This window comes from Flavobacterium johnsoniae, assembly GCF_030388325.1.
GTDB lineage: Bacteria > Bacteroidota > Bacteroidia > Flavobacteriales > Flavobacteriaceae > Flavobacterium > Flavobacterium johnsoniae_C.
In genome coordinates, this window is the sequence record NZ_CP103794.1 from 1,150,828 (window position 1) to 1,173,204 (window position 22,377).

At 34.2% G+C, this 22,377-nt stretch carries 18 protein-coding genes; 7 read left to right on the top strand and 11 right to left on the bottom strand.

What is annotated here, in order from left to right:
- The first annotated feature begins 66 nt into the window (after window positions 1-66).
- Window positions 67-1,317, top strand: a complete 1,251-nt coding sequence (locus NYQ10_RS05155) for an NAD(P)/FAD-dependent oxidoreductase (RefSeq protein WP_289879190.1) — start codon at window positions 67-69, stop codon at window positions 1,315-1,317.
- 15 nt (window positions 1,318-1,332) lie between these two features.
- Here NYQ10_RS05155 and NYQ10_RS05160 read toward each other — a convergent pair whose 3' ends face one another.
- The 5 genes from NYQ10_RS05160 to NYQ10_RS05180 all read right to left on the bottom strand — a co-directional run bounded on the left by NYQ10_RS05160 (window position 1,333) and on the right by NYQ10_RS05180 (window position 5,952).
- Window positions 1,333-1,935 (bottom strand): hypothetical protein, encoded by a 603-nt coding sequence (locus tag NYQ10_RS05160; RefSeq protein WP_289879191.1) that lies wholly within the window; start codon window positions 1,933-1,935, stop codon window positions 1,333-1,335.
- 165 nt (window positions 1,936-2,100) lie between these two features.
- Window positions 2,101-2,436, bottom strand: a complete 336-nt coding sequence (locus NYQ10_RS05165; RefSeq protein WP_289879192.1) for an L-rhamnose mutarotase — start codon at window positions 2,434-2,436, stop codon at window positions 2,101-2,103.
- Between the two features lie 13 nt (window positions 2,437-2,449).
- On the bottom strand, window positions 2,450-3,301 hold the full coding sequence (locus tag NYQ10_RS05170) for a fumarylacetoacetate hydrolase family protein (RefSeq protein WP_289879193.1): 852 nt from the start codon (window positions 3,299-3,301) through the stop codon (window positions 2,450-2,452).
- 193 nt (window positions 3,302-3,494) lie between these two features.
- Window positions 3,495-4,259, bottom strand: coding sequence for an SDR family NAD(P)-dependent oxidoreductase (locus NYQ10_RS05175; RefSeq protein ID WP_289879194.1), 765 nt, complete (start codon window positions 4,257-4,259; stop codon window positions 3,495-3,497).
- Between the two features lie 37 nt (window positions 4,260-4,296).
- Complete coding sequence (locus NYQ10_RS05180) at window positions 4,297-5,952, bottom strand: UxaA family hydrolase (RefSeq protein ID WP_289881009.1); 1,656 nt, start codon at window positions 5,950-5,952, stop codon at window positions 4,297-4,299.
- A gap of 170 nt (window positions 5,953-6,122) precedes the next feature.
- On the opposite strand from NYQ10_RS05180, the gene NYQ10_RS05185 reads away from it, so the two are divergent.
- Complete coding sequence (locus NYQ10_RS05185) at window positions 6,123-7,013, top strand: AraC family transcriptional regulator (protein WP_289879195.1); 891 nt, start codon at window positions 6,123-6,125, stop codon at window positions 7,011-7,013.
- A 135-nt stretch (window positions 7,014-7,148) separates the two neighbouring features.
- Here the strand turns inward: NYQ10_RS05185 and NYQ10_RS05190 are convergent, their stop codons facing one another.
- From NYQ10_RS05190 to NYQ10_RS05210, 5 genes are all read right to left on the bottom strand, one after another.
- The gene (locus NYQ10_RS05190) at window positions 7,149-7,928 is read right to left on the bottom strand and encodes an SDR family oxidoreductase (RefSeq protein ID WP_289879196.1); all 780 of its coding nucleotides are present in this window, start codon (window positions 7,926-7,928) and stop codon (window positions 7,149-7,151) included.
- Between the two features lie 275 nt (window positions 7,929-8,203).
- Window positions 8,204-9,889: a sodium/sugar symporter gene (locus tag NYQ10_RS05195; protein WP_289879197.1), complete on the bottom strand. Its 1,686-nt coding sequence runs from the start codon at window positions 9,887-9,889 to the stop codon at window positions 8,204-8,206.
- A 242-nt stretch (window positions 9,890-10,131) separates the two neighbouring features.
- Window positions 10,132-11,190 carry a UDP-glucose--hexose-1-phosphate uridylyltransferase gene (locus NYQ10_RS05200; protein ID WP_289879198.1) on the bottom strand — a complete coding sequence of 353 codons (1,059 nt, stop codon included), beginning with the start codon at window positions 11,188-11,190 and terminating at the stop codon, window positions 10,132-10,134.
- Between the two features lie 17 nt (window positions 11,191-11,207).
- Window positions 11,208-12,368 carry a galactokinase gene (galK, locus tag NYQ10_RS05205; protein WP_289879199.1) on the bottom strand — a complete coding sequence of 387 codons (1,161 nt, stop codon included), beginning with the start codon at window positions 12,366-12,368 and terminating at the stop codon, window positions 11,208-11,210.
- Between the two features lie 36 nt (window positions 12,369-12,404).
- Window positions 12,405-13,457, bottom strand: a complete 1,053-nt coding sequence (locus NYQ10_RS05210) for an aldose epimerase family protein (RefSeq protein ID WP_289879200.1) — start codon at window positions 13,455-13,457, stop codon at window positions 12,405-12,407.
- Window positions 13,458-13,558: 101 nt separating this feature from the next.
- Between NYQ10_RS05210 and NYQ10_RS05215 the strand changes: the two genes are divergently transcribed.
- Complete coding sequence (locus tag NYQ10_RS05215) at window positions 13,559-14,557, top strand: GntR family transcriptional regulator (RefSeq protein WP_289879201.1); 999 nt, start codon at window positions 13,559-13,561, stop codon at window positions 14,555-14,557.
- 212 nt (window positions 14,558-14,769) lie between these two features.
- Here NYQ10_RS05215 and NYQ10_RS05220 read toward each other — a convergent pair whose 3' ends face one another.
- The gene (locus NYQ10_RS05220; protein ID WP_184158615.1) at window positions 14,770-15,459 is read right to left on the bottom strand and encodes an NUDIX hydrolase; all 690 of its coding nucleotides are present in this window, start codon (window positions 15,457-15,459) and stop codon (window positions 14,770-14,772) included.
- 541 nt (window positions 15,460-16,000) lie between these two features.
- Between NYQ10_RS05220 and NYQ10_RS05225 the strand changes: the two genes are divergently transcribed.
- The 4 genes from NYQ10_RS05225 to NYQ10_RS05240 all read left to right on the top strand — a co-directional run bounded on the left by NYQ10_RS05225 (window position 16,001) and on the right by NYQ10_RS05240 (window position 22,227).
- Window positions 16,001-17,545 (top strand): alpha-N-arabinofuranosidase, encoded by a 1,545-nt coding sequence (locus tag NYQ10_RS05225; protein ID WP_289879202.1) that lies wholly within the window; start codon window positions 16,001-16,003, stop codon window positions 17,543-17,545.
- A 9-nt stretch (window positions 17,546-17,554) separates the two neighbouring features.
- Window positions 17,555-19,534 carry a glycoside hydrolase family 127 protein gene (locus NYQ10_RS05230; RefSeq protein ID WP_289879203.1) on the top strand — a complete coding sequence of 660 codons (1,980 nt, stop codon included), beginning with the start codon at window positions 17,555-17,557 and terminating at the stop codon, window positions 19,532-19,534.
- A 316-nt stretch (window positions 19,535-19,850) separates the two neighbouring features.
- Window positions 19,851-21,542, top strand: coding sequence for a ribulokinase (locus NYQ10_RS05235; RefSeq protein WP_289879204.1), 1,692 nt, complete (start codon window positions 19,851-19,853; stop codon window positions 21,540-21,542).
- Entirely contained in the window at window positions 21,526-22,227 is a 702-nt protein-coding gene (locus NYQ10_RS05240) for an L-ribulose-5-phosphate 4-epimerase (RefSeq protein WP_134148412.1), read from the top strand. The genes NYQ10_RS05235 and NYQ10_RS05240 overlap by 17 nt, the downstream gene beginning before the upstream one ends.
- The last annotated feature ends 150 nt before the right edge of the window (window positions 22,228-22,377 follow it).

A 22,377-nucleotide genomic window follows, 5' to 3' on the forward strand; every position in this document is an offset into this window, starting at 1 on the left:
TATCAAAATAATTGTAGTTATTTTGATGATGGCAAATGTAGGTTAATTAATGATAATAATTCTAATATGACAAAGGAGTTTGTTGATGTTTTAGTGATTGGTGCAGGACCATCTGGATGTGTTTCGGCATCTTATCTGTTTAAAAACAATGTTAAAGTTAAAGTTGTAGAAAAACAAAAGTTTCCGAGACTTGTTGTTGGAGAAAGCCTTATTCCGCGTGTAATGGACCATTTTGCTGAGGCAGAATTGTTTGAGGCGCTTGATGCAATGAACTTCGAGAAAAAATTAGGAGCTCGTTTTATCAGAGGTGAAGAAATTTGCAATTTCGATTTCAGCAAAAAATTTGGAGAAGGCTGGGATTGGACTTGGCAAGTTCCAAGAGCTGATTTTGACAACACAATGGCGCAAGAAATTGTGCGAAAAGGAATTGATCTGGAATTTGAAAGCGAAGTTCTGGAAGTTTCTTTTGAAGGAAAAAAATCAAAAACGATTGTAAAAGATAAAGATGGAAATCTAAAAGAAATTCACGCCAACTTTATCATTGATTCTAGTGGATACGGACGCGTTTTACCAAGACTTTTAGATTTAGATACGCCATCAAAATTAGATCCGCATTCTTCGATTTTTACGCATGTTAAAGATATTAATAGACCAGAAGGCGAAGAAGGAACCCAGATTTCTTTTGATATTTTGGAGACTGAAGTTTGGCTTTGGGTAATTCCATTTTCTAACGGAAATACAAGTTTAGGCGTTGTTGGTCCAACAGATTTTATCAATTCGCTTTCTGAAAATAAAGACAATGCCGAGGCTTTAAAAAATGCCATTCAGAAATCGGATTATTATATTAAAAGATTTGCTGGAACAGAATTTTTGTTTGAGCCAGTTAAATTAGAAAACTATTCAAGAGCCGTAAAAAGAATGTACGGAGACGGTTTTGCTTTAACAGGAAACAGTTCAGAATTCTTAGATCCAGTTTTTTCTTCAGGAGTGGCTTTTGCAACTGAATCTGGAATGCTGGCAGCCAAATTATATTTAAAAGAATCACAAGGAATTCCTGTTGATTGGGAAGTTGAATTTACCCAATATATGAAACGCGGTATCGCCGTTTTCACAACTTATGTACAAGAATGGTACACAGGAAATTTACAAACGCTGTTTTTCCATCAGCCTGAAAATCCAGAAGTAAAAGAAAAAATATGTGCTGTTTTAGCAGGTTATGTTTGGAACGAAGAAAATTCGTTTGTCAAAAAACATGATCACGTAATTGCAAATATGGCGTATTTATTAAATATGCAAAAAGAACAAAGCCCTGAATAATCAGGGCTTTTGCTTTTATTTCGTTTTCTTTATAATAAGTTTAGACATCGATTTTGCCGTTTTTGCATAACCTTCTCCAAGTCGAGATTCATTACTAAAATTGCTTCCCCATTGATCGCCGGGCGCTTCGTCGCTGGTAATTTCTAACAACACATTTGATTTATTAGCGGAGTCAACAAATTTTAGATTCGTTGTAACTTTTGCAGGTTGTTTCATAATTCCTGCATCCCAGCCAGGGAAAAGCCAAACTGTTTTTACGATAAGTGTGTAAGGTGTTTTTAATCCTTCTTGAAAATTTAAATCTTTTTTCTCTTTGGTTAAAACGGTATTGGCAATTTCTAAAAATTTAGGAGTCCAGATTTGTTCTCTTGCTGCAATCCATTTTTTCTCCCAGATATTTCCGTTGCCTTTTGCTTTTTTATCTAAATCTGCTTTGTGTTCTTGAACGTATTGTGCTTCAGGCATTTTTTCTTTCATCATAGTAAAATCACTGTAATCAAATGATACGTTGACTTCTTTTTGGTCTTTTAAAAAGTCAAAATTTCCCTGAACAACATTCATGTCCTGAGCAAAAATAGCTCCAGATATAAAAAAGCATGCAATAATAAGTTTTTTCATTTGTTGATTAATTAAGGTTAATTTTCAATAATTTAAAATTAATTAAAAACATTAATAAACAACATATTACGTGTTAAAATAATATTGCCATTTTGTTTTAAAAACAAAAAGAGGATTCCAAAATTGAAATCCTCTTTTTTATTTTTTTTAACGAAAATTTGAATATTACAATCCAAAAATCTTATCCATTAAAATCCATTTTTGTCCCGGTTTTGCCCACGGTAAAGCCAGCTGGAATTTCCACATTAAAGTTTCCCATTCCTGAACTTTTTCGTTTGCTGCATCAGCCGCATCTTTCTTTTCGAAAGTAAAATCGGCATCCGCTTCAATGATCATGAACAATCGGTTTCCAGTGCAGTAAATATCCAGAACTAAAATTCCAGCATCTTGAAGGCTTTTTTTAATTTCTGGCCATACATTTTCATGCAGTTCTTTGTATTCTGCAATTAATTCTACATCATCTTTTAGGTCTAAAGCCAGACAGAATTTTTGAGTTGCCATAATCTTAAATTTATTATTTGTAAGCTACAGCTGTTTGTTTACTTGTCCCTAAACCTTCAATTCCTAATTCGATTACGTCTCCTGCTTTAATGTAAATTGGGTCTGGTTTGATTCCCAATCCAACTCCCGGAGGTGTTCCTGTACTGATAACATCGCCAGGAAGCAATGTCATAAACTGACTTAAGTAATGAACCAAAAATGGAATTTTAAAAATCAAGTTTGATGTATTACTGTTTTGGAACGTTTTTCCGTTAACCGTAAGCCACATTTTTAGATTGTTTACATCACCAACTTCATCTGGAGTTGCCATAATTGGACCAAGAGGAGCGAAGGTATCAGAACCTTTTCCTTTTGCCCATTGTCCGCCGCGCTCGATTTGGAATGCTCTTTCGCTGTAATCATTTAAAAGGCAATATCCAGCGATATAGTTTGGTGCATCTTCTTCAGAAACGTAGCTTGCTTTTTTACCCACAACAAAAGCCAATTCCACTTCCCAATCTGTTTTTTCACTGTTTTTTGGAATGATCAAATTGTCATTTGGTCCGCATAAAGAAGTGGTTGATTTAAAGAAAATAATTGGTTCTTCTGGAATTGCAGCACCAGTTTCTTCGCAGTGATCTACATAATTTAATCCGATGCAGATAATTTTTGAAGGACGGGCAACTGGCGAACCTAAACGTATTGAATCGCTAACTTCTGGCAATGCTGGATTATTTTTTAAAGCTTCTTCTAATTTTGCTAAACCGTCATTTTCAAAAAAAGCTTCGTTGTAATCTGTTACAATAGACGAAACATCATATCTTTTTTCATTTAGTAAAACTCCTGGTTTTTCCTTTCCTTCTTCTCCGAATCTAATAAGTTTCATATTTTAATTTTTTTAGTAATGTGTTTTTTTTTAGCCACAGATTTAAAGGATTAAAATGATTTCTTTAGGTTGTCACCCTGAGCGAAGTCGAAGGGCGTTCCAATTGGACGTGGGCTTCGACTTCGCTCAGCCTGACAGCAGTTATGATATAAAAATCCTTTTAATCTTTTAAATCTGTGGCAAAATTTTTTTTTTAGTTGTTCAATTTAATGAATCCACCATCAATTGGGTAATCTGAACCTGTGATGAAAGACGATTCGTCACTGCATAAAAATAATGCTAAAGTTGCGATTTCTTCTGGTTTTCCCATTCTTCCAATCGGCTGTGATTGAGAAAGTTTTTCGAAAATTTCTTCTTCTTTTCCAGGGTAATTTTTAGCGATAAAACCATCTACGAAAGGCGTGTGAACTCTTGCAGGGGAAATAGAATTACATCTGATTTTATCATTCAAATAATCTTTTGCAACCGATAAAGTCATTGCCATAACTGCACCTTTTGCAGTAGAATAAGCAAAACGATCTGGAATTCCAACCCAGCATGCAATTGAAGCTAAGTTCAAAATCACACCTCCGCCAGAATTTCTTAGCGCTGGAATCGAAGCGTGAAGACAGTTGTAAACTCCTTTTACGTTTACATTCATGATGCGGTCAAAATCAGATTCTGATGTTGTATCTACTTTTCCCACATGTGCAATTCCGGCATTGTTTACCAGAATATTGATATTTCCGATTTTCTCGAAAGTTGAGTTTACTTGTTCATGGTTTGAAACGTCGCAGGCATGAGCAAAAACATTTCCGCCAGCGGATTTAATTTCTTCTACTGTTTCTTTTGCGCTTTCTTCCGTCAATTCTAAAATATGAACTTCAGCTCCTTGTTTAGCAAATAAAACCGAAATCGCTCTTCCAATTCCGCTTCCACCGCCGGTGATAATTGCTTTTTTATTTTGTAATGAAAACATTTGATATAAATTTTTATGAGTTATTTTTAATAGTCTTTTACAAAGATACGCCGCGTTTCCACGGAATAAAATCGTCTTGGTTTAATTGAACCGCTTTCGGAATAATTTCGCCGCTTGCTGCTTTGATGCAATATTCTAAAATTTCCTCGCCCATTTCTTCAATAGATTTTTCTCCACTAATGATTGGTCCGCAGTCAATATCGATAATGTCTTTCATTCGAGTTGCTAAAACCGAATTTGTTGCCACTTTAATTACAGGACAAACTGGGTTTCCTGTCGGAGTTCCTAATCCAGTTGTAAACAAAATTAAAGTTGCACCAGAAGCTGCTTTTCCAGTTGTTGCTTCTACATCATTTCCTGGCGTACAAACCAAACTTAAACCTGGTTTTGTAACCAATTCGGTATAATCTAAAACATCAACAACAGGAGAAGTTCCGCCTTTTTTGGCTGCTCCAGCGCTTTTGATGGCGTCAGTAATTAAACCATCTTTGATATTTCCTGGAGATGGATTCATATGAAAACCAGAACCTACTTTATGTGCCAGTTCATCATAAGATTCCATTAAATCTATGAATTTTTTAGCGTTATCTTCCGTAATGCATCTGTCAATTAAATTTTGCTCCGCACCGCATAATTCTGGGAATTCAGCCAAAAGAATTTTTCCGCCTAACGCTATTACTAAATCTGAAGTATAACCCACAGCAGGATTTGCAGAAACACCGCTAAAACCATCGCTTCCGCCACATTTTACACCAATACATAAATCGCTCAAAGGCGCATCTGTTCTTTCGTATTTATTGATTTCGATTAAACCTTCAAACGTTTTTTTGATGGCATTTGTAATCAAAACTTCTTCGCTTTCGGTCTGTTGCTGTTCAAAAATAAACAATGGTTTGTCGAACTCTGGGTTTTGTCTTTTTACATCGTTTACAAAATCCTGAACTTGTAAATGCTGGCATCCTAAACTCAAAAGCGTAATTCCGCCCACGTTTGGATGATTAGCGTAAGAAGCCAATAAAGCGCTCAAAGTAGACGCGTCCTGACGTGTTCCGCCACAACCGCCTTGGTGATTTAAGAATTTAATTCCGTCTACATTTTCAAAAACACGTTTATTTTTTGGAGTTGGATTTAATTCAATATTGATATCGTTAATATCATTTCCGTTCAAATAACCTTCCAGTAATTCGTGTGTAAATTGGTTGTATTTGTCTGTTACAGCATAACCCAATTGTTTGTGTAAGGCTTCTCTGATAACATCTAAATTTCTGTTTTCACAAAAAACAGTCGGAACAAAAAGCCAGTAGTTTGCCGTTCCAACGCGTCCGTCTTTTCTTTTATAACCTTTGAAAGTTCTGTTTTCGAATTTTGAAACATCAGGCGCATTCCATTCGTATGAAGCGTTTCTGTACGCATAAGGATCCGCGGCATGTTTAAGGTTTTCGGTTGTCATTAAACTTCCTTTTGTCAAATCGTTTTGCACTTTTCCAACCAAAACACCGTACATATTTACTTCTTCTCCCTGCTTCATGTCCTGCATGTAGAATTTATGTTTGGCTTTGATGAGGTCTTGTAAAACGTAAGTTTCGTTTTCAAAAAGAATGGTTTCTCCTTTTTGAAGATCGGTTAAGGCAACCAATACATTATCGTCTGGATGTAGTTTTACAACCAGTTTTTTTGTGTTATTCTCAGACATTGTGTTGTTTGTTTTTTCTTTTTTTGATGTCACTGCTTTGATTTTATAACAATTTAATCCTTTGATTTTGTATAGAATTCGGGCAGTTAACGAAAAATAAAATTAGCCTTTTTACAAATTGATTAATAGTCCAATATTATCCGTATCTAATCTTTAATTATCTTTGCAGTATGAAATTGGAACAAACCAAAATAGCGTCTTATCTTAACACCAAAGTTTCGGTGCTCAATCGTATTGAACCGTTTTTTCAAGCGCCGTTTCATTCGCATCCCGAATTGGAATTAGTATATGTAAAAGAGAGTTTTGGCAAACGAATTATAGGAAATTCGGTGATGCAGTTTGAACCAGGAGATATGGTTTTTTTAGGTTCTGATATTCCGCACGTTTGGCTGAATGACGAAAAATATTATCAGGGAATTGAGGATTTGAAAGCCAATTCGATTGTCGTATATTTTCATAAAGATATTTTCGGACCGACTTTTTATGAATTAAAAGAAACCCAAAAAATCAACGAACTTTTTTTTCAAGCCGGAAAAGGAATTTCGATTATTGGAAAAACGAATAAACAGATTGCTAAAAAACTAGAGAAGTTAGTTGCTAAAAAAGACTTCGAAGTTATTGTCGGACTTTTTGAGATTTTGTCTATTCTTTCTGAAAGTCAGGATAAAATTTATATCAATGATGAAATTTATTCTTTGATGCAGAAAGATTCGAAAGAAGATCGTCTTTCTGAAGTTTTTCAATATGTCAATAAAAATTATAAAAAGAATATTTCACTCGAAGAAATTGCCGCTGTCGCGAATATGACTCGAACTTCTTTCTGCAGAATGTTCAGGGCAAAAACGAAAAAGAATTTTGTAGATTATCTGCACGAAATTAGAATTTCAAATGCCTGCAAATTATTGTTAGAAACTGATAAAAGCATGTCTGAGATTGCATATGAATGCGGTTATAAAACGGCTTCGAACTTTAATAAACTCTTCAAAAAAGTTAAGGGAATTACGCCTTCAGATTTTAAAAATAATGCGAAGGTTAGTTTTGCCACAGATTATAAAGATTAAAAGGATTCCCTTTAGTTTGTCACCCTGAGCGAAGTCGAAGGGCGTTCCAATTGGACGTGGGCTTCGACTTCGCTCAGCCTGACAAAAATGGATGTAAAAATCATTGTAATCCTTTTAATCTGTGGCAAAAATATTTTAAATAGAACGATCTAAATGCGTATAACCACCATCAACATAAATAATCTGTCCAGTAGTATGGCTTGATTTTTCAGACAATAAAAAAACCACCATATTCGCGATTTCTTCTGCTGTTGTCATTCTGTTTTCTAAAGGAATATTTTTGGTGATTGCAGCCAATTTTTCTTCTTTGTTTTCAAAAGTATTTATCCACGTTTCGTAAAGTGGCGTGTAACATTCTGCTACAATTACAGCGTTTACGCGGATGCTATATTTTAGTAATTCAACCGCCCATTCTCTGGTTAAAGCATTTCTTCCACCGTTTGAAGCTGCGTAAGCTGAGGTTCCGCCTTGACCAGTTTCGGCAGTTTTAGAACCAATGTTTACAATGGCTCCTTTCGATTCTTTTAGATATGGAAGTGCGTGTTGCGCCATTAAATAATAATGCACTAAATTTTTGTGAAGCGAAGCGGCGAAATCTTCATAATTTCCGTTTTCTAATCCAACACCGTCATTAACGCCGGCATTATTTACAAGTCCGTCAATTCTTCCGAATTTTGCGATAACGGCTTCAACGGCTTTTTTGCAGTCTTCAGGTTTTGTCAAATCGGCGGCAACTTGATGCGCTTCTTTTCCAATGGCTTTTAATTCTTCTACGGCTTTTAGGTTATCATTTTCGTTACGTCCAACGATAAACGGAATGGCATTTTCTTCGGCCAGAACCTTAACGATTCCTAAACCGATTCCTTTTGCGCCTCCCGTAACGATAATGATTTTTTGGGTTAATGATAACTGCATGATTTTAATTATTATAATTTATTGCTAATATTTTTTTTGCCACAGATTAAAGGGATTAAAATGATTTTACTTTGCTGTTTGTCAGGCTGAGCGAAGTCGAAGCCCGATTCCAATTGGAATGCCCTTCGACTTCGCTCAGGGTGACAATCTAATTCATAAATCTTTTAAATTAGTGGTTTTTATTTTTATGTTTTAGAACTTTTTTTAAAAATTTACAGCTGTTGTTCATGACAAACAACAGCTGTAAAAATAGAGAGAATTGAACTGATAATTTATTACCAGAACTTAACATAAAGCGCCACAATAATCAGTAATGTAATTACGATTAAAACCGTAGTTTGCGGCTGTACTTTGAACATTCCAGGTTCTGTCTCGAATGCTTTTGGGTTTACTTTTGGACCAGCGAAACTCATCAAGATCATCACCAACATTGTGAAGAAGAATGATAATCCCATACAAATGTGGAATGGAATTTCGAAAGCTCCTTTTCCGTTAGGGTAAGCTGTGTATAAAAGTGTATCGTTTCCAAATAAAGCAGGAGCATATTCGTTGAATAAAACAGATAATAAGAATCCTAAAATTACCCCAACAATTGCTGCAGCTCCAGTAGTTCTTTTCCAGAACATACCTAAAAAGAACATTGCGAAAACTCCAGGGCTAATAAATCCAGTGTATTTTTGGATGTAAGTGAATCCTCCAACACCACCAATTCCTAAAACGTCATTCCAAGTAAATAAAACAGCTAAAAGCATTGCTGCAAAAACGGCAAGTCTACCAATGTTTACCTGTTGTTTTTCACCAGCTTCTTTTTGAATGTATTTTTTATGAATATCTAATGTATAAATTGTAGAAATACTGTTTACTTTTCCAGCCAAAGAAGCTACAATTGCTGCAGTTAAAGCCGCAACAGAAAGTCCTTTTAATCCAGTTGGAAGGAAGGTTAATACAGCAGAATAAGCACCATCTTTTCCTCCAACTAATTGTGGTAAATGTCCGTTTGTGTATAAAACATAAGCAGCAATTCCAGGAAGCATTACGATAAGCGGCATTAATAATTTTAACATACCAGCAAATAAAATACCTGTACGAGCTGTTTGTAAATCTGCTCCAAGTGCTCTTTGCGTAATGTATTGGTTACATCCCCAGTAGTTTAAGTTGATGATCCAGATACCAGCAGCATAAGATAACAATCCTGGGAAAGTTAAATATTTATCGATTTCTAATTGTGAAGAAGTTGCAGTTGGTTTTGGAATAATCATTTTGAAGTGCTCCGGAGCTTCTTTCATTAAAACTTTGAAACCAGCAATTGCATTTTCACCAACACCAAAGTATTGACCAACTGTTGTCAAAGCGATATAAGAAGTTACCAAACCTCCGATAATCAATACAGCAACCTGAATTACGTCTGTATACGCCACAACTTTCATTCCTCCAAGAGAAATAAATAAAGCAAAAACAGCCAATCCGATCATGATTGCGTGAAGATATTCTCCTCCAGCAAGACCGTTAATCGCAACAGCTCCTAAATAAAGAATCGAAGTTAAGTTTACAAAAACATACAAAAACAACCAGAAAACCGCCATAATCAAAGCAGTAGATTCGTTGTAACGTGTTTTTAAGAACTGAGGCATAGTGTAAATCTTGTTTTTAAGATATACAGGAATAAACCATACAGCCACAATAATAAGTGCAATAGCAGCAAGCCATTCGTAAGCAGCAACAGCGATTCCTAAGAAGAAACCTTCACCACTCATACCGATGAATTGTTCTGCAGAGATGTTAGAAGCAATAAGAGAAGCTCCAATTGCCCACCATGTTAAATTTCCTTCAGCCAAAAAGTAAGCTTTAGCATCTTGTTCGTCTTGTTTACGTTTGCGGTAAACCGTGTAACCGTAGACCGAGACTACGATAAAATAGATAATAAAAACCGCATAATCTGCGAAAGCGAGGTTTTGGTTCATTGTTAGTAGTATTTTAAATAATTATTATAGGGTTAAAATTTGTTTATTTGGTTTTATGCTTTATAATCTTGTTAAAAATGCAAGATGTGTTTTATTTCTGTTATTTTTTTATGAAAATAAAAGTGGAAGCCAAATGTAAAATAAAAATTTATAAATCAACTATCAGCAAATGTGTTTTTTACATTTATCTAATGGTAATTCTGTTAAATTTTACTTTTTTGACTTCATTCATCTTATAATTCTTAAGCTTTAACCAGACTTTTATAATGCACTTCAGACAATTGTCTTAAAATTTCAGCACTTTTTTCGGGTGTAATATCACGTTGCGATTCGCCCAACATTTCGTATCCAACCATAAATTTTTTTACTGTTGCCGATCTTAACAAAGGCGGATAAAAATGCATGTGGAAATGCCATTCAGGATGATCTAGACCATCTGTTGGAGATTGGTGAATTCCTGAAGAATATGGAAAAGAAGTATTGAATAAATTATCGTACTTAGTCGTTAATTGCTTTAGAATTTTAGCGAAAGCAGCACTTTCTTCAGCAGTAAAATTGGTGATTTTGTTTACCGCTCTTTTGCTTACAATCATGGTTTCGTAAGGCCAGATTGCCCAAAAAGGAACTAAAGCTACAAAATGATCGTTTTCGATTACGATTCTTTCTCCAGCTTTCAATTCAGCTTCAACATAATCTTCTAAAAGTGTTCTTTTATTTTTATCGTAATATGATTTTAAGCTATTTTGTGTTTTTTCAACCTGCGTTGGCAACGAAGACTGTGCCCAAATTTGTCCGTGCGGATGCGGATTGCTACAACCCATTACGCTTCCTTTATTTTCAAAAATCTGAACGTGATTAATGTATTTTATATTTCCTAAATCTGTGTATTCTCTCTGCCAAGTTTTGATAATATTTTCGATATCGGCAATTTCCATTTCTGGAAGAGTCAAATCGTGACGTGGAGAAAAACAAACTACTCTAGAAATTCCTTGTTCTGGTTTTGCTTTAAAAAAAGTATGTTTGATATCATCTTCAAAAATAATTTCATCCTGTTTCATTGCGGCAAAATCATTTTCAAAAACAAAACTGCTTTCGTATGCTGGATTATTTACGCCATTTGCACGAACATTTCCTGGACATAAATAACATGTCGGATCGTATTTTGGAAGTTGTTCTGTTGAAATGGTTTCATTTTGCCCCTGCCAAGGACGTTTTGCACGATGTGGCGAAACTAATACCCATTCGTTAATCAATGGATTGAAGCGTCTGTGCGGATCTTCGTTAATGTCAAAATTTTTCATTGTAGTGTGTTGTGGTGTTAAAGTAGCGTTGTTCCGTTTGAGATTTTTACATCATAGAATTTTAATTCAATTCCAAATGTATCTAAATAAAGTTTCGAAAACTTACTTTTTACCTCATTTTCATGTCCTTTTTTAACTAAATTAATAGTGCAACCTCCGAAACCGCCGCCCATTAGCCTTGAGCCAATAATTGCGTCATCTTCTTTTGCCGTATCAACAAGCATATCTAATTCTTCACAGCTTACCTCATATTCTTTAGATAAACCATAATGTGTTTCAAAAAGCAATTCGCCCAAAAGTTCGATGTTTCCTGCGTCTAAAGCTTCGCACGCTTTTATTACGCGATTAATTTCTTTTACAACAAAATGAACTCGGTCAAAAACTTTCTCGCTCATTTTATCTTTCAGACTTAAAATTTGTTCTACAGAAGAATCTCTAAAACTTTTTACTTCTGGAAAATGACTTTTTATGATAGATAAACCTTCTTCACATTCAATTCTTCTCGTATTATATTCTGAAGTAAAAAGCGAATGTTTTACATTAGAATCAAACAGAATCAAAGAATAATCTTTGAAATCGGCGTTGTGATATTCAAAATCTAAAGTATTGCAATCCAGTTTTATTACTTTATTTTCCAAACCATGAACGCTCGAAAACTGATCCATAATTCCGCAATTGATTCCAACCCAATGTTCTGCTTTTTGTCCTAATAAAGAAATATCAACTTTTTCAATTTTTAAATCAAAAAGAGATTTGATTCCGAAAATGGTTCCGCATTCTAAAGCCGCAGAAGAAGATAATCCAGAACCAACCGGAATATTACTGCTGAAAACACAGTTGAAACCTTCAAACGAAAATCCGTTATCTTGCAATTGTTTAATTACGCCTCGAATGTAATTTGTCCAAACGACATCGCTCAATTTTACTTCTTTAGTCAAATCGATTTCAAATTCTTCGTTCAAATCGATGGCGATTATTTTAGAAGTTTTAGTGTTGTTTTTAGAAAAAGCAAAACAAATTACTTTGTCAATTGCTGCAGGCAAAACATAACCGTCATTGTAGTCAATATGTTCTCCGATAATGTTAATTCTACCTGGAGAAAGTACCGTTTTTTCTGGAGAAGAACCGAAAGATTTTTCGAAAAAAGTAACGGTATTTTGTATTAAAATATCATTCATTATATAGTTAGTTGTATTGTGGTTTTTAGGATTTTATTAATTTAAACTTTCAAATTTGTAAAGCGTTTTTTGCGTGTATTCTTCGCTTTTTTTCAAAACGGCATTCGGAAAATGAGCGTGATTTGGCGCATCTGGAAAATTTTGTGTTTCAAAACAAATTCCGCTTTGCGCATTATAATCTACATTTTCTTTTCCTTTTAATTTTCCGAAACAATTTCCGCCTACATATATATGTACACTCGGCTGATCGGTATAAACATTCATTCTTAAATTATTTTTCAAACTAATTAGTTGCGCCACAATTTCAGTTTTAGAATTTACAACGAATGAATTGTCAATTGGAAACGGACAGTTTTTTGGATTTCTGAAATCAAAATCATGATTTGCCAAATCGGTATAATTTCCTGTCGGAATATTATCAGAATTTGTTTCCAGCATTTTTGCCGATTTGATAAACATTTGCTGTTCTAAAACATTCGCGTCGTGTCCGTCAAGATTAAAATAACTATGATGCGTCAAATTGACAACCGTATCTTCTGTTGACGTTGCTTTATATTCTAATTTTAATTCATTTTCTTCTGTCAAAGTATAAGTCAAATAAACCGTCATTTCTCCAGGAAAATTCTCGTCTAAATGTGCGCTCAAAAGCCCAAAAGTAATCGATGGATTTTCGTCAGAAGTCGCATTAACGACACGCCAAGCTTTTCTTCCAAATCCCATAACTCCGCCGTGAAGCGTGTTGCCGTTATTGTTTCCATCAAGCTGAAATTTGTTTCCATCCAAACTAAAAGACCCTTTATGAATACGTCCGGCATAACGCCCGACAGTTGTTCCGAAATAAGGAGCGCTTGGCAAATTATACGATTCTAAATACGCTTCTAAATTGTCAAACCCTAATACAACATCGGTTAATTTTCCATTTACAGGAATTTGAATTGAGGTTACAGTTGCACCATAATTAATGATTTGAACTTTCATTCCGTTTTTATTAACTAATTCAAAAGAATAAATTTCTTCTTTATTAGGCATTAAACCGAATAATTTGCAATTATGAATCTCATTTAAATGCGATATGTGTTTTATTTCCATATAATTTTTAACAAAAATGAAATCCAAAAGTAGAAACATTCTTTATATTTGCATACCAGTACCTACCAGTTTTTAATATTAATAGTCAAAATGACTTTATTATGAACATCATTTCAATTCAAAATAATATTGGTCTTCCAAAATATAAGCAGATTATTCTTTCAATAGAAAAAGCTATAGAAGTAGGAAAATTAATAAAAGGCGATCGGCTTCCGTCGGTAAATAAAGTCTGTCTAGCATTTTCGTTGTCGCGAGATACGGTCTTATTAGCGTATGATGAACTCAAGAAAAGAGGAATTATTTATGCCATTCCTGGAAAAGGATATTATGTTAAAAGTATTGAAATCACTATAACTCAGAAGGTTTTTTTGCTTTTTGATGAGCTAAATATTTTTAAAGAAGATATTTATAATTCGTTTTTGCAGAATATTGGAAAAAATGTTCAGGTTGATATTTTCTTTCATCATTTTAATGTTCAAGTTTTTAAAAAACTGATTAATGACAGCAATGGAAATTACACCAAATATATTATCATGCCAACCAACTTAAACGATATAGTTGATTCGATAAAAACCCTACCAGTAAATGATGTAATTATTTTAGACCAGACCAATTCGGACTTAAAAATGTTTCCAGCGATTTACCAAAATCACCAGAGAGATATTTATGAAGGTTTAATAAAAGGAAAATCCAGATTATCAAAATACAAAAAACTGATTCTTATTTTTCCAGGTTTTAGAGAACCTCCCGGAATGAAAATTGGTTTCGAATATTTTTGTAAAGAATATAAATACGATTATGAAATTATTTCCGATTTCAGCAATCAATCTATTGCGCTCGGAGATTTGTATATTATTCCGCACGATCGCGATTTGCTTTCGGTTATAGAAAATGCAATGGGAAGAAATTTGAAATTAGGAGAAGATTTCGGAATCATTTCTTATAATGAAACACCACTGAAGAAAATCGCCGCAAACGGAATTACCACAATTTCGACCAATTTTGAATTAATGGGAAAAATTCTCGCGGATATGGTTTTCAATGGAAAAAAAGAGCAGATCGAAAATAGATCTGCTCTTATATTGAGGAATTCTTTGTGAAATAAAAATAACCCGTTGGGAATAATTATTTTTTAACACATAGAAATATAGATTTTGGTTTTAAATAAAAAAGAGGTAAAAGAAAAAACCAGTTTTCACACATAGTCCCGAAGCTTCGGGATGTATTTAAAAAAGTGAAACGTCTTGTATGCACAAAGAAAAGCTATGTATCTATGTATTAAATTAAATTTTGTTCAATTTCAACCATAAGGTTATAAATTAAGCACAAAATTGTTTAATAATTTTTCTTCGTATTTCTCTTTATTAAAAGTATATAAATAAGAGCCTTTTCGAGAAGACTGCATATCTTTTTCGTCTAGTTTATTTAAGATTTCAAGAGAATTGATTTTGCTGATGAAATTTCTTTTATCCAATTCTTTGCTCAAAATGGCTTCATACAATTCTAAAAGCTGACGCATAGTGAATTTTTCTGGAAGCAATTCAAAACCAATTGGTTTGATCGAAGTTTTGTAACGAAGACGTTTAATAGCATTTTGAACCATTTCATTATGGTCAAAAATCAGATTAGGCGCGTCGTTAATAGGAAACCATTCTGCATGATAATTTTGAATCAATTCTTCATTATGGTTTTCGATATTAATCAAAGCAAAGTAAGAAACCGAAATGGTTCTTTCAACAGGATCACGATCGATTTCACTGTAAGCATACAATTGCTCCATATAAATGTCGTTTAGACCCGTATAAGTGTTTAAGATTCTTGTGGCTGCAGCATCTAGCACTTCATCGCGTTTTAGAAAACCTCCAATCAAAGACCATTTTCCCTTTTCAGGTTCAAAATCTCTCTGAATTAAAAGTATTTTCAGACCTTCGTGATCAAATCCGAAAATGATGCAGTCAACCGCCAATAAGACTTTATCAGCAGAGCTATAACTATTTAGCATATATAATTAATTTGGATGGTAAATATATAAACTTCTTAAAACGTTTCATAATTTATTAATGTTGATTTTACACTTATGTTAAAATTGAAACAAATAACAAGCTGCATTGATTGATTTATCTACTAAAATCAGGTTTTTTAAGTCCAAAATTTCTTCAATTATATCCCAAAAATACGAGCCAAAGGTAGAAACATTTTCAAAAGAGCATTAAACAGTTAGCTATATTTTGTAATTGAATGCTTAAAAGTTACATTTTTTGTTACAAAGCGATGCTATTTTATATTTTTTTGTCAATTTTTTGAGATTTCTAACTTTTCAAAAATCGTATAAAATTCCTTTGTTAGTACTGCTTTTCGAATATTTCTATTGCTAAATCTGTTTTTTACAACCAGTTGTTCTGCGATTTTAATTTTTTTATGAGACTTTTTTTTCTTTAAATTTACAAATGTTAAACAAACACTTATAAAATCTAAAAATCACAAATCGTTATAAAATATGTAAACCACCGTATTTTTTAACAACCAAAAACCACAAAAAACTTATGAAAAAACCACTTTTATTACTGGTTATGGCGCTTTGCATGCAAACTATAACCGCCCAAAAAGATGCTGTAATTATTGCCGTGAAGAGTGATGCATCTGCACCAACAATCAATAAAAATATTTATGGTCATTTTGCCGAACATTTAGGACATTGTATTTACGGTGGATTTTTTGTTGGAGATACTTCTAAAATTCCAAATACAAACGGAGTGCGAAATGATATTATTAAAGCATTGAAAGATTTAAAAATTCCGAATTTAAGATGGCCCGGCGGATGTTTTGCCGATACATACCATTGGAAAGACGGAATTGGGCCAAAAGAACAGCGACCGACAATTGTAAATCAATGGTGGGGAGGAGTTACAGAAGATAATAGTTTTGGAACACATGATTTTTTGAATATGTGCGAATTGCTTGGCGCTGAACCTTATTTGTCAGGAAATGTTGGTAGCGGAACCGTTCAAGAATTAGCAGACTGGGTTCAGTATACGAATTTTGGAGGTAAAAGTCCGATGAGTGATCTTCGAAGAAAAAACGGACGAACAGAACCTTGGAAAGTAAAATATTGGGGAATTGGAAATGAAGCTTGGGGTTGCGGCGGAAATATGACAGCAGATTATTATGCAAATGAATACCGCAAGTTTGCCACTTTTATGTCAGATTGGAGTAATACGGGAGGAATTACAAGAATTGCTTCAGGATCAAATAGTTCAGATTATAATTGGACAGAAGTTTTAATGAAAAATATTCCGTTGCATATGTTAGGTGGATTGGGAGTTCATCACTACGCTGTAATAAATTGGGACAAAAAAGAATCAGATGTTAATTTTACAGAAAAAGAATATTTCCTGACGATGCAATCTGCATTAAAAATGGAAGAATTAGTAACTAAACATGCCGCAATTATGGATAAATACGATCCTGAGAAAAAAGTGGCAATGATTGTAGACGAATGGGGCGGTTGGTACGAAGTTCAAAAAGGAACAAATCCAGGGTTTTTATATCAGCAAAATACAATGCGTGACGCGGTTTTGGCTGGGGCAACTTTGAATATTTTCAATAATCATTCAGATCGAGTTCGTATGGCAAATTTGGCGCAATGTGTAAATGTACTTCAAGCCGTAATTTTAACTGACAAAGCTAAAATGATTACGACTCCAACTTACAGCGTTATGAAAATGTACAGCGTGCATCAAGATGCAAAATTGCTTCCAGTAGATTTCAAATCGCCTTCTTATACTTATAATGGCCAAACAATTCCAGCAGTTTCGGCTTCGGTTTCAAAAGATAATGCTGGAGCTATTCATATTTCATTGGTAAATATTGATGCTGTAAATAAAAACAAAATCGAAATTGACACTAAAGATCTTGGCGTGAAAAATTTTACTGGAACAATTATTACATCTCAAAAATTACAAGATTATAATTCTTTCGAAAATCCGAATAAAATTGTTCCTGTTGCTTTTAAAGGTTTTGAAAACAAAAAAGGAAAGTTAGAAATAACACTTCCACCTTTTTCTGTATTGGTTTTAGAAGGAAAATAATACGATAGAATGAAAAAGTATATTTTTTATTTATTGATTTTCTGCTTGTCGATTTTGATTTCCTGTAAAGAAACCAAAAACAATTTGGTGCAATCTGATGATAAAACGTCTGTGTTAAAAGCGGGATATCAAATCGAACCGGTTAACATTCAAAATGTAAAATTGACCGATTCTTTTTGGCTTCCAATTATCAAAAGAGTACAAGAAATCACGATTCAATATGCGATAAAAAAATGCGATGAAGAAGGACGTTTTGAGAATTTTTTAATTGCAGGAAAACAAAAAACAGGAACAACAAGAGGCGAAATGCCTTTTGATGATACCGATGTTTATAAGATTATCGAAGGCGCTTCGAATACTTTAATCAGTGCACCAAATCCGAAACTGGAAAGAGTTCTGGATTCGATGATTGCCATTGTAAAAATTGGTCAGGAACCAGACGGATATATTACAACTTGGAGAACTATAAATCCAGCAAAACCGCCTGCAACTTGGGTTCCCGTTATTGAAGGAAAACGTTGGGAATCGTTGCAGATTAGCCACGAATTATATAATCCAGGACATTTAATTGAAGCAGCAATTGTACATTATGAAGCAACTGGAAAAACTAATTTTCTGGAAATCGCCATAAAAGCTGCCGATATGCTGGTTCGAACTTTTGGCGATAATCCAGGACAAGTAAAAGGCGTTCCGGGACATCAAATTGTAGAAACGGGTTTGCTGAAATTGTATCAGATTACGGGAAAAAAAGAATATCTAAATCTGGCAAAATATTATTTAGACAATCGCGGAAATCCAAATAATCATAAATTGTATGGAGAATATGCGCAAGATCATATGCCAATTTTAGAACAAAAAGAAGCTGTTGGTCATGCCGTAAGAGCGGTGTATATGTACGCGGGAATGACAGATATTGTGGCTTTGATGAAAGATAAAGGTTATGAAAATGCCGTAAATAATCTGTGGGAAAACATGGTAAACAAAAAAATGTATATCACAGGCGGAATTGGTTCCAGACACGACGGCGAAGCTTTTGGAGCAAATTACGAATTGCCAAATTTAACCGCATATAATGAAACGTGTGCTGCAATTGGCGATGTATATTGGAATCACAGATTGCATAATTTATACGGAGCTTCTAAGTATTTTGATGTTATCGAAAGAACAATGTACAACGGATTAATATCGGGAATTTCGCTTGACGGAAAACAATTTTTCTACCCAAATGCGTTGGAAGCAGATGGCGTTTACAAATCAAATCGCGGCTCTTGCACACGACAAGGTTGGTTTGACTGTTCTTGCTGTCCAACCAATTTGATTCGTTTTATTCCGTCAATTCCGGGATTGATTTATTCGAAAACAAACGATGTTTTGTATGTCAATTTATATGCTTCGAACAATGCCTCTTTCCAATTAGGGAAAACAGATTTACAGATTTCACAACAGACTTCTTATCCTTGGAATGGGAAAATTGCGATTTCGGTCAATCCAAAAAAAGAAAGTCAGTTTACCATTAAATTTCGTGTTCCGGGTTGGTCTAGAAATGAAGTTTTGCCTGGAGATTTATACAGTTATAAAAAGGCTTCAACTCAAAAAGCAACAATTAGTTTAAATGGAGAAACTCTAGCAATTCAGCCAGAAAATGGTTATTTCAACATTAATAGAAAGTGGAAAAAAGGAGATAAAATTAGCCTTAATCTTCCGATGGATGTTCAAGAAGTGCAGACGAGTTCAAAAGTTGTAACGAATGCAAACAAAGTTTCTTTAGAATACGGACCAATAGTTTATGCGGTTGAAGAAATGGATAACAAAAACAACTTCGATAAAATTGATATAAGCGCTTCTGATACTTTCAAAGTAAAAAAAGAAGCTAATTTATTGCAAGGAGTAAATGTAATTGAGAACTCAAAGTTGAAAGCAATTCCATATTATTCTTGGTCAAATCGAGGAGTTGGAAAAATGAAAGTTTGGTTAGATTATAAGAACTGAAAATAGATTGTAGAAACAAGAGACAAGATTTCACAGATTAAAAGGATTAAAAAAGGATTTAAATTCTTTTAATCTGTGGCAAAAAAATAAAATTCAGTACGATTTTAAAGCACGATTCAATAACGATTTGAAGATTAAGCTGAAATAATCGCAACATTATAAATGTATTGTTAACATTTATTTTTTAAAAAGATGCTAAAATGCTGTTTTAATGCATTTATAGCAAAAATTAATTATGCAATTTCAATTAAGTGTTTTTTGTACACTTATAAAATATTTATATCTATATTTGTCAATATTTTAAAAATAAAATAGAATGAAAAATTATGTAATAGGATTGGACTACGGAACAGATTCTGTTCGTGCGGTGCTGATTGACGCTGAAAATGGACAAGAGTTGGCATCGAATGTTTCTCATTACAAAAGATGGAAAAACAAACAATATTGTGACGCATCGATAAACCAATTTCGTCAGCATCCTTTGGATCATATCGAAGGATTGGAAATTACAATTCAAAATGTAGTTAAAGAAAGTAAAGTTGATCCTTCTTTAGTAAAAGGAATTTGTATTGACACAACGGGATCTTCTCCGGTTCCAGTTACAAAAGACGGAACGCCATTGGCATTGACAAAAGGTTTTGAAGAAAATCCAAATGCGATGATGGTTTTATGGAAAGACCATACTTCTATAAATGAAGCAAACGAAATCAACGAATTAGCAGTTAGTTGGGGCGGAGAAGACGTTACAAAATATGTTGGAGGAATTTATTCTTCGGAATGGTTTTGGGCAAAAATTCTTCACATTGCAAGACAAGATGAAGCAGTTCGAAATGCAGCGCACACTTGGATGGAACACTGCGATTTAATGACGTATTTGTTGATTGAAGATAAAGATTTAAAAACCTTCAAAAGAAGCCGTTGCGCAGCTGGACACAAAGCGATGTGGCATACAGGCTGGAACGGACTTCCTCCAGTTGAATTCTTAGAAAAATTACATCCGTATTTGGCTCAACTTCGCGGAAACTTATATGATGAAACGTATACATCAGATTTAGTTGCTGGAAAACTAAGTCAAGAATGGGCAGATCGTTTAGGACTTTCGACAGAAACAGTTGTGGCTGTTGGAACTTTTGATGCACATTCTGGAGCAGTTGGAGCTAAAATCGAAGAAAACACTTTAGTTCGCGTTATGGGAACTTCAACTTGTGATATTCTAGTTGGTTCTTATGATGAAGTGGGAACAAAAACCGTTCGCGGAATCTGCGGACAAGTTGATGGTTCGGTTATTCCAGGATTTATTGGTTTAGAAGCTGGACAATCTGCTTTTGGAGATTTATTGGCTTGGTACAAAGAACTTTTAATGTGGCCGACAGAACATTTATTAGGTTCTTCAAATCTTTTAAATGATGCTCAAAAAGACCAATTAAGAGAAGAATTCAGCGATAAATTAATTGTAGAATTAACGAAAGAAGCAGAGAAAATTCCAGTTTCAGAAAGCCTTCCAATTGCCCTAGACTGGATTAACGGACGTAGAACTCCAGATGCCAATCAGGAAGTGAAAAGCGCGATTTCGAACCTTTCTTTAGGAACAAAAGCGCCTCATATTTTTAAAGCTTTAGTAAACGCAATTTGTTTTGGAGCGAAGAAAATTGTAGATCGTTTTGAAGAAGAAGGCGTAAAAATTGACAGCGTTATCGGAATTGGCGGTGTGGCTCGTAAATCTCCTTTTATCATGCAGACTTTGGCAAACGTTTTAAACAAGCCAATTAAAATTGCAGCTTCAGACCAAACTCCTGCTTTAGGTGCGGCAATTTATGCAGCTGTTGCAGCTGGAATTTATCCAAACGTAATCGAAGCAAGCCAAAAAATCGGAAGTGATTTTGATGGAGAATATTTCCCTCAGACCGATAAAGTAGAAGCGTATCATAAACTGCTTTTAGCATACGAACAATTGAGTGCTTTTGCAGATCCAACCATTAAAATTTCTCAAAATGAGTTCTCTTTATAAAGATTTAAAACAAGAATGTTACGAAGCCAACATGCAATTAAATGCACTGAATTTGGTGGTGTATACTTTCGGAAATGTGAGCGCTGTTGACAGAAAAAATGGTGTTTTTGCCATTAAACCAAGCGGTGTTCCTTACGAAGATTTAAAACCGGAAGATATCGTAATTGTCGATTTTGATAATAACGTTATTGAAGGAACTATGCGTCCGTCATCAGACACGAAAACGCATGCTTATTTATATAAAAACTGGCCAAATATTGGAGGCGTTGCACATACGCACGCAACGTATTCTGTAGCTTGGGCGCAGTCTCAGCAAGATATTCCAATTTTTGGAACAACGCATGCAGATCATTTAACAGCTGATATTCCGTGCGCACCGCCAATGGCAGATCATTTAATCGAAGGAAACTACGAACACAATACGGGAATTCAGATTCTAGATTGTTTCAAAGAAAAGAATCTTTCTTACGAAGAAGTAGAAATGGTTTTAATTGGAAATCACGGTCCGTTTGCATGGGGAAAAAACGCTGCAAAAGCAGTTTACAACAGTAAAGTTTTAGAAGTTGTGGCAGAAATGGCTTATCTGACTTTACAAATCAACCCAAACGCACCAAGATTAAAAGATTCATTAATAAAGAAACATTACAACCGCAAACACGGAAAAGATTCGTATTACGGACAGTAGAAATTTTGTTTCAGGTTTCAGGTTTTTTTTGTTTCAGGTTGTTGGAACGTAACTTGAAACCTGAAACCTGAAACTTGAAACAAATAATAAATAACAAAAGTTTTCCGAATTTCAACAACTTGAAACTTGAAACAAAGAAAACTTGAAACA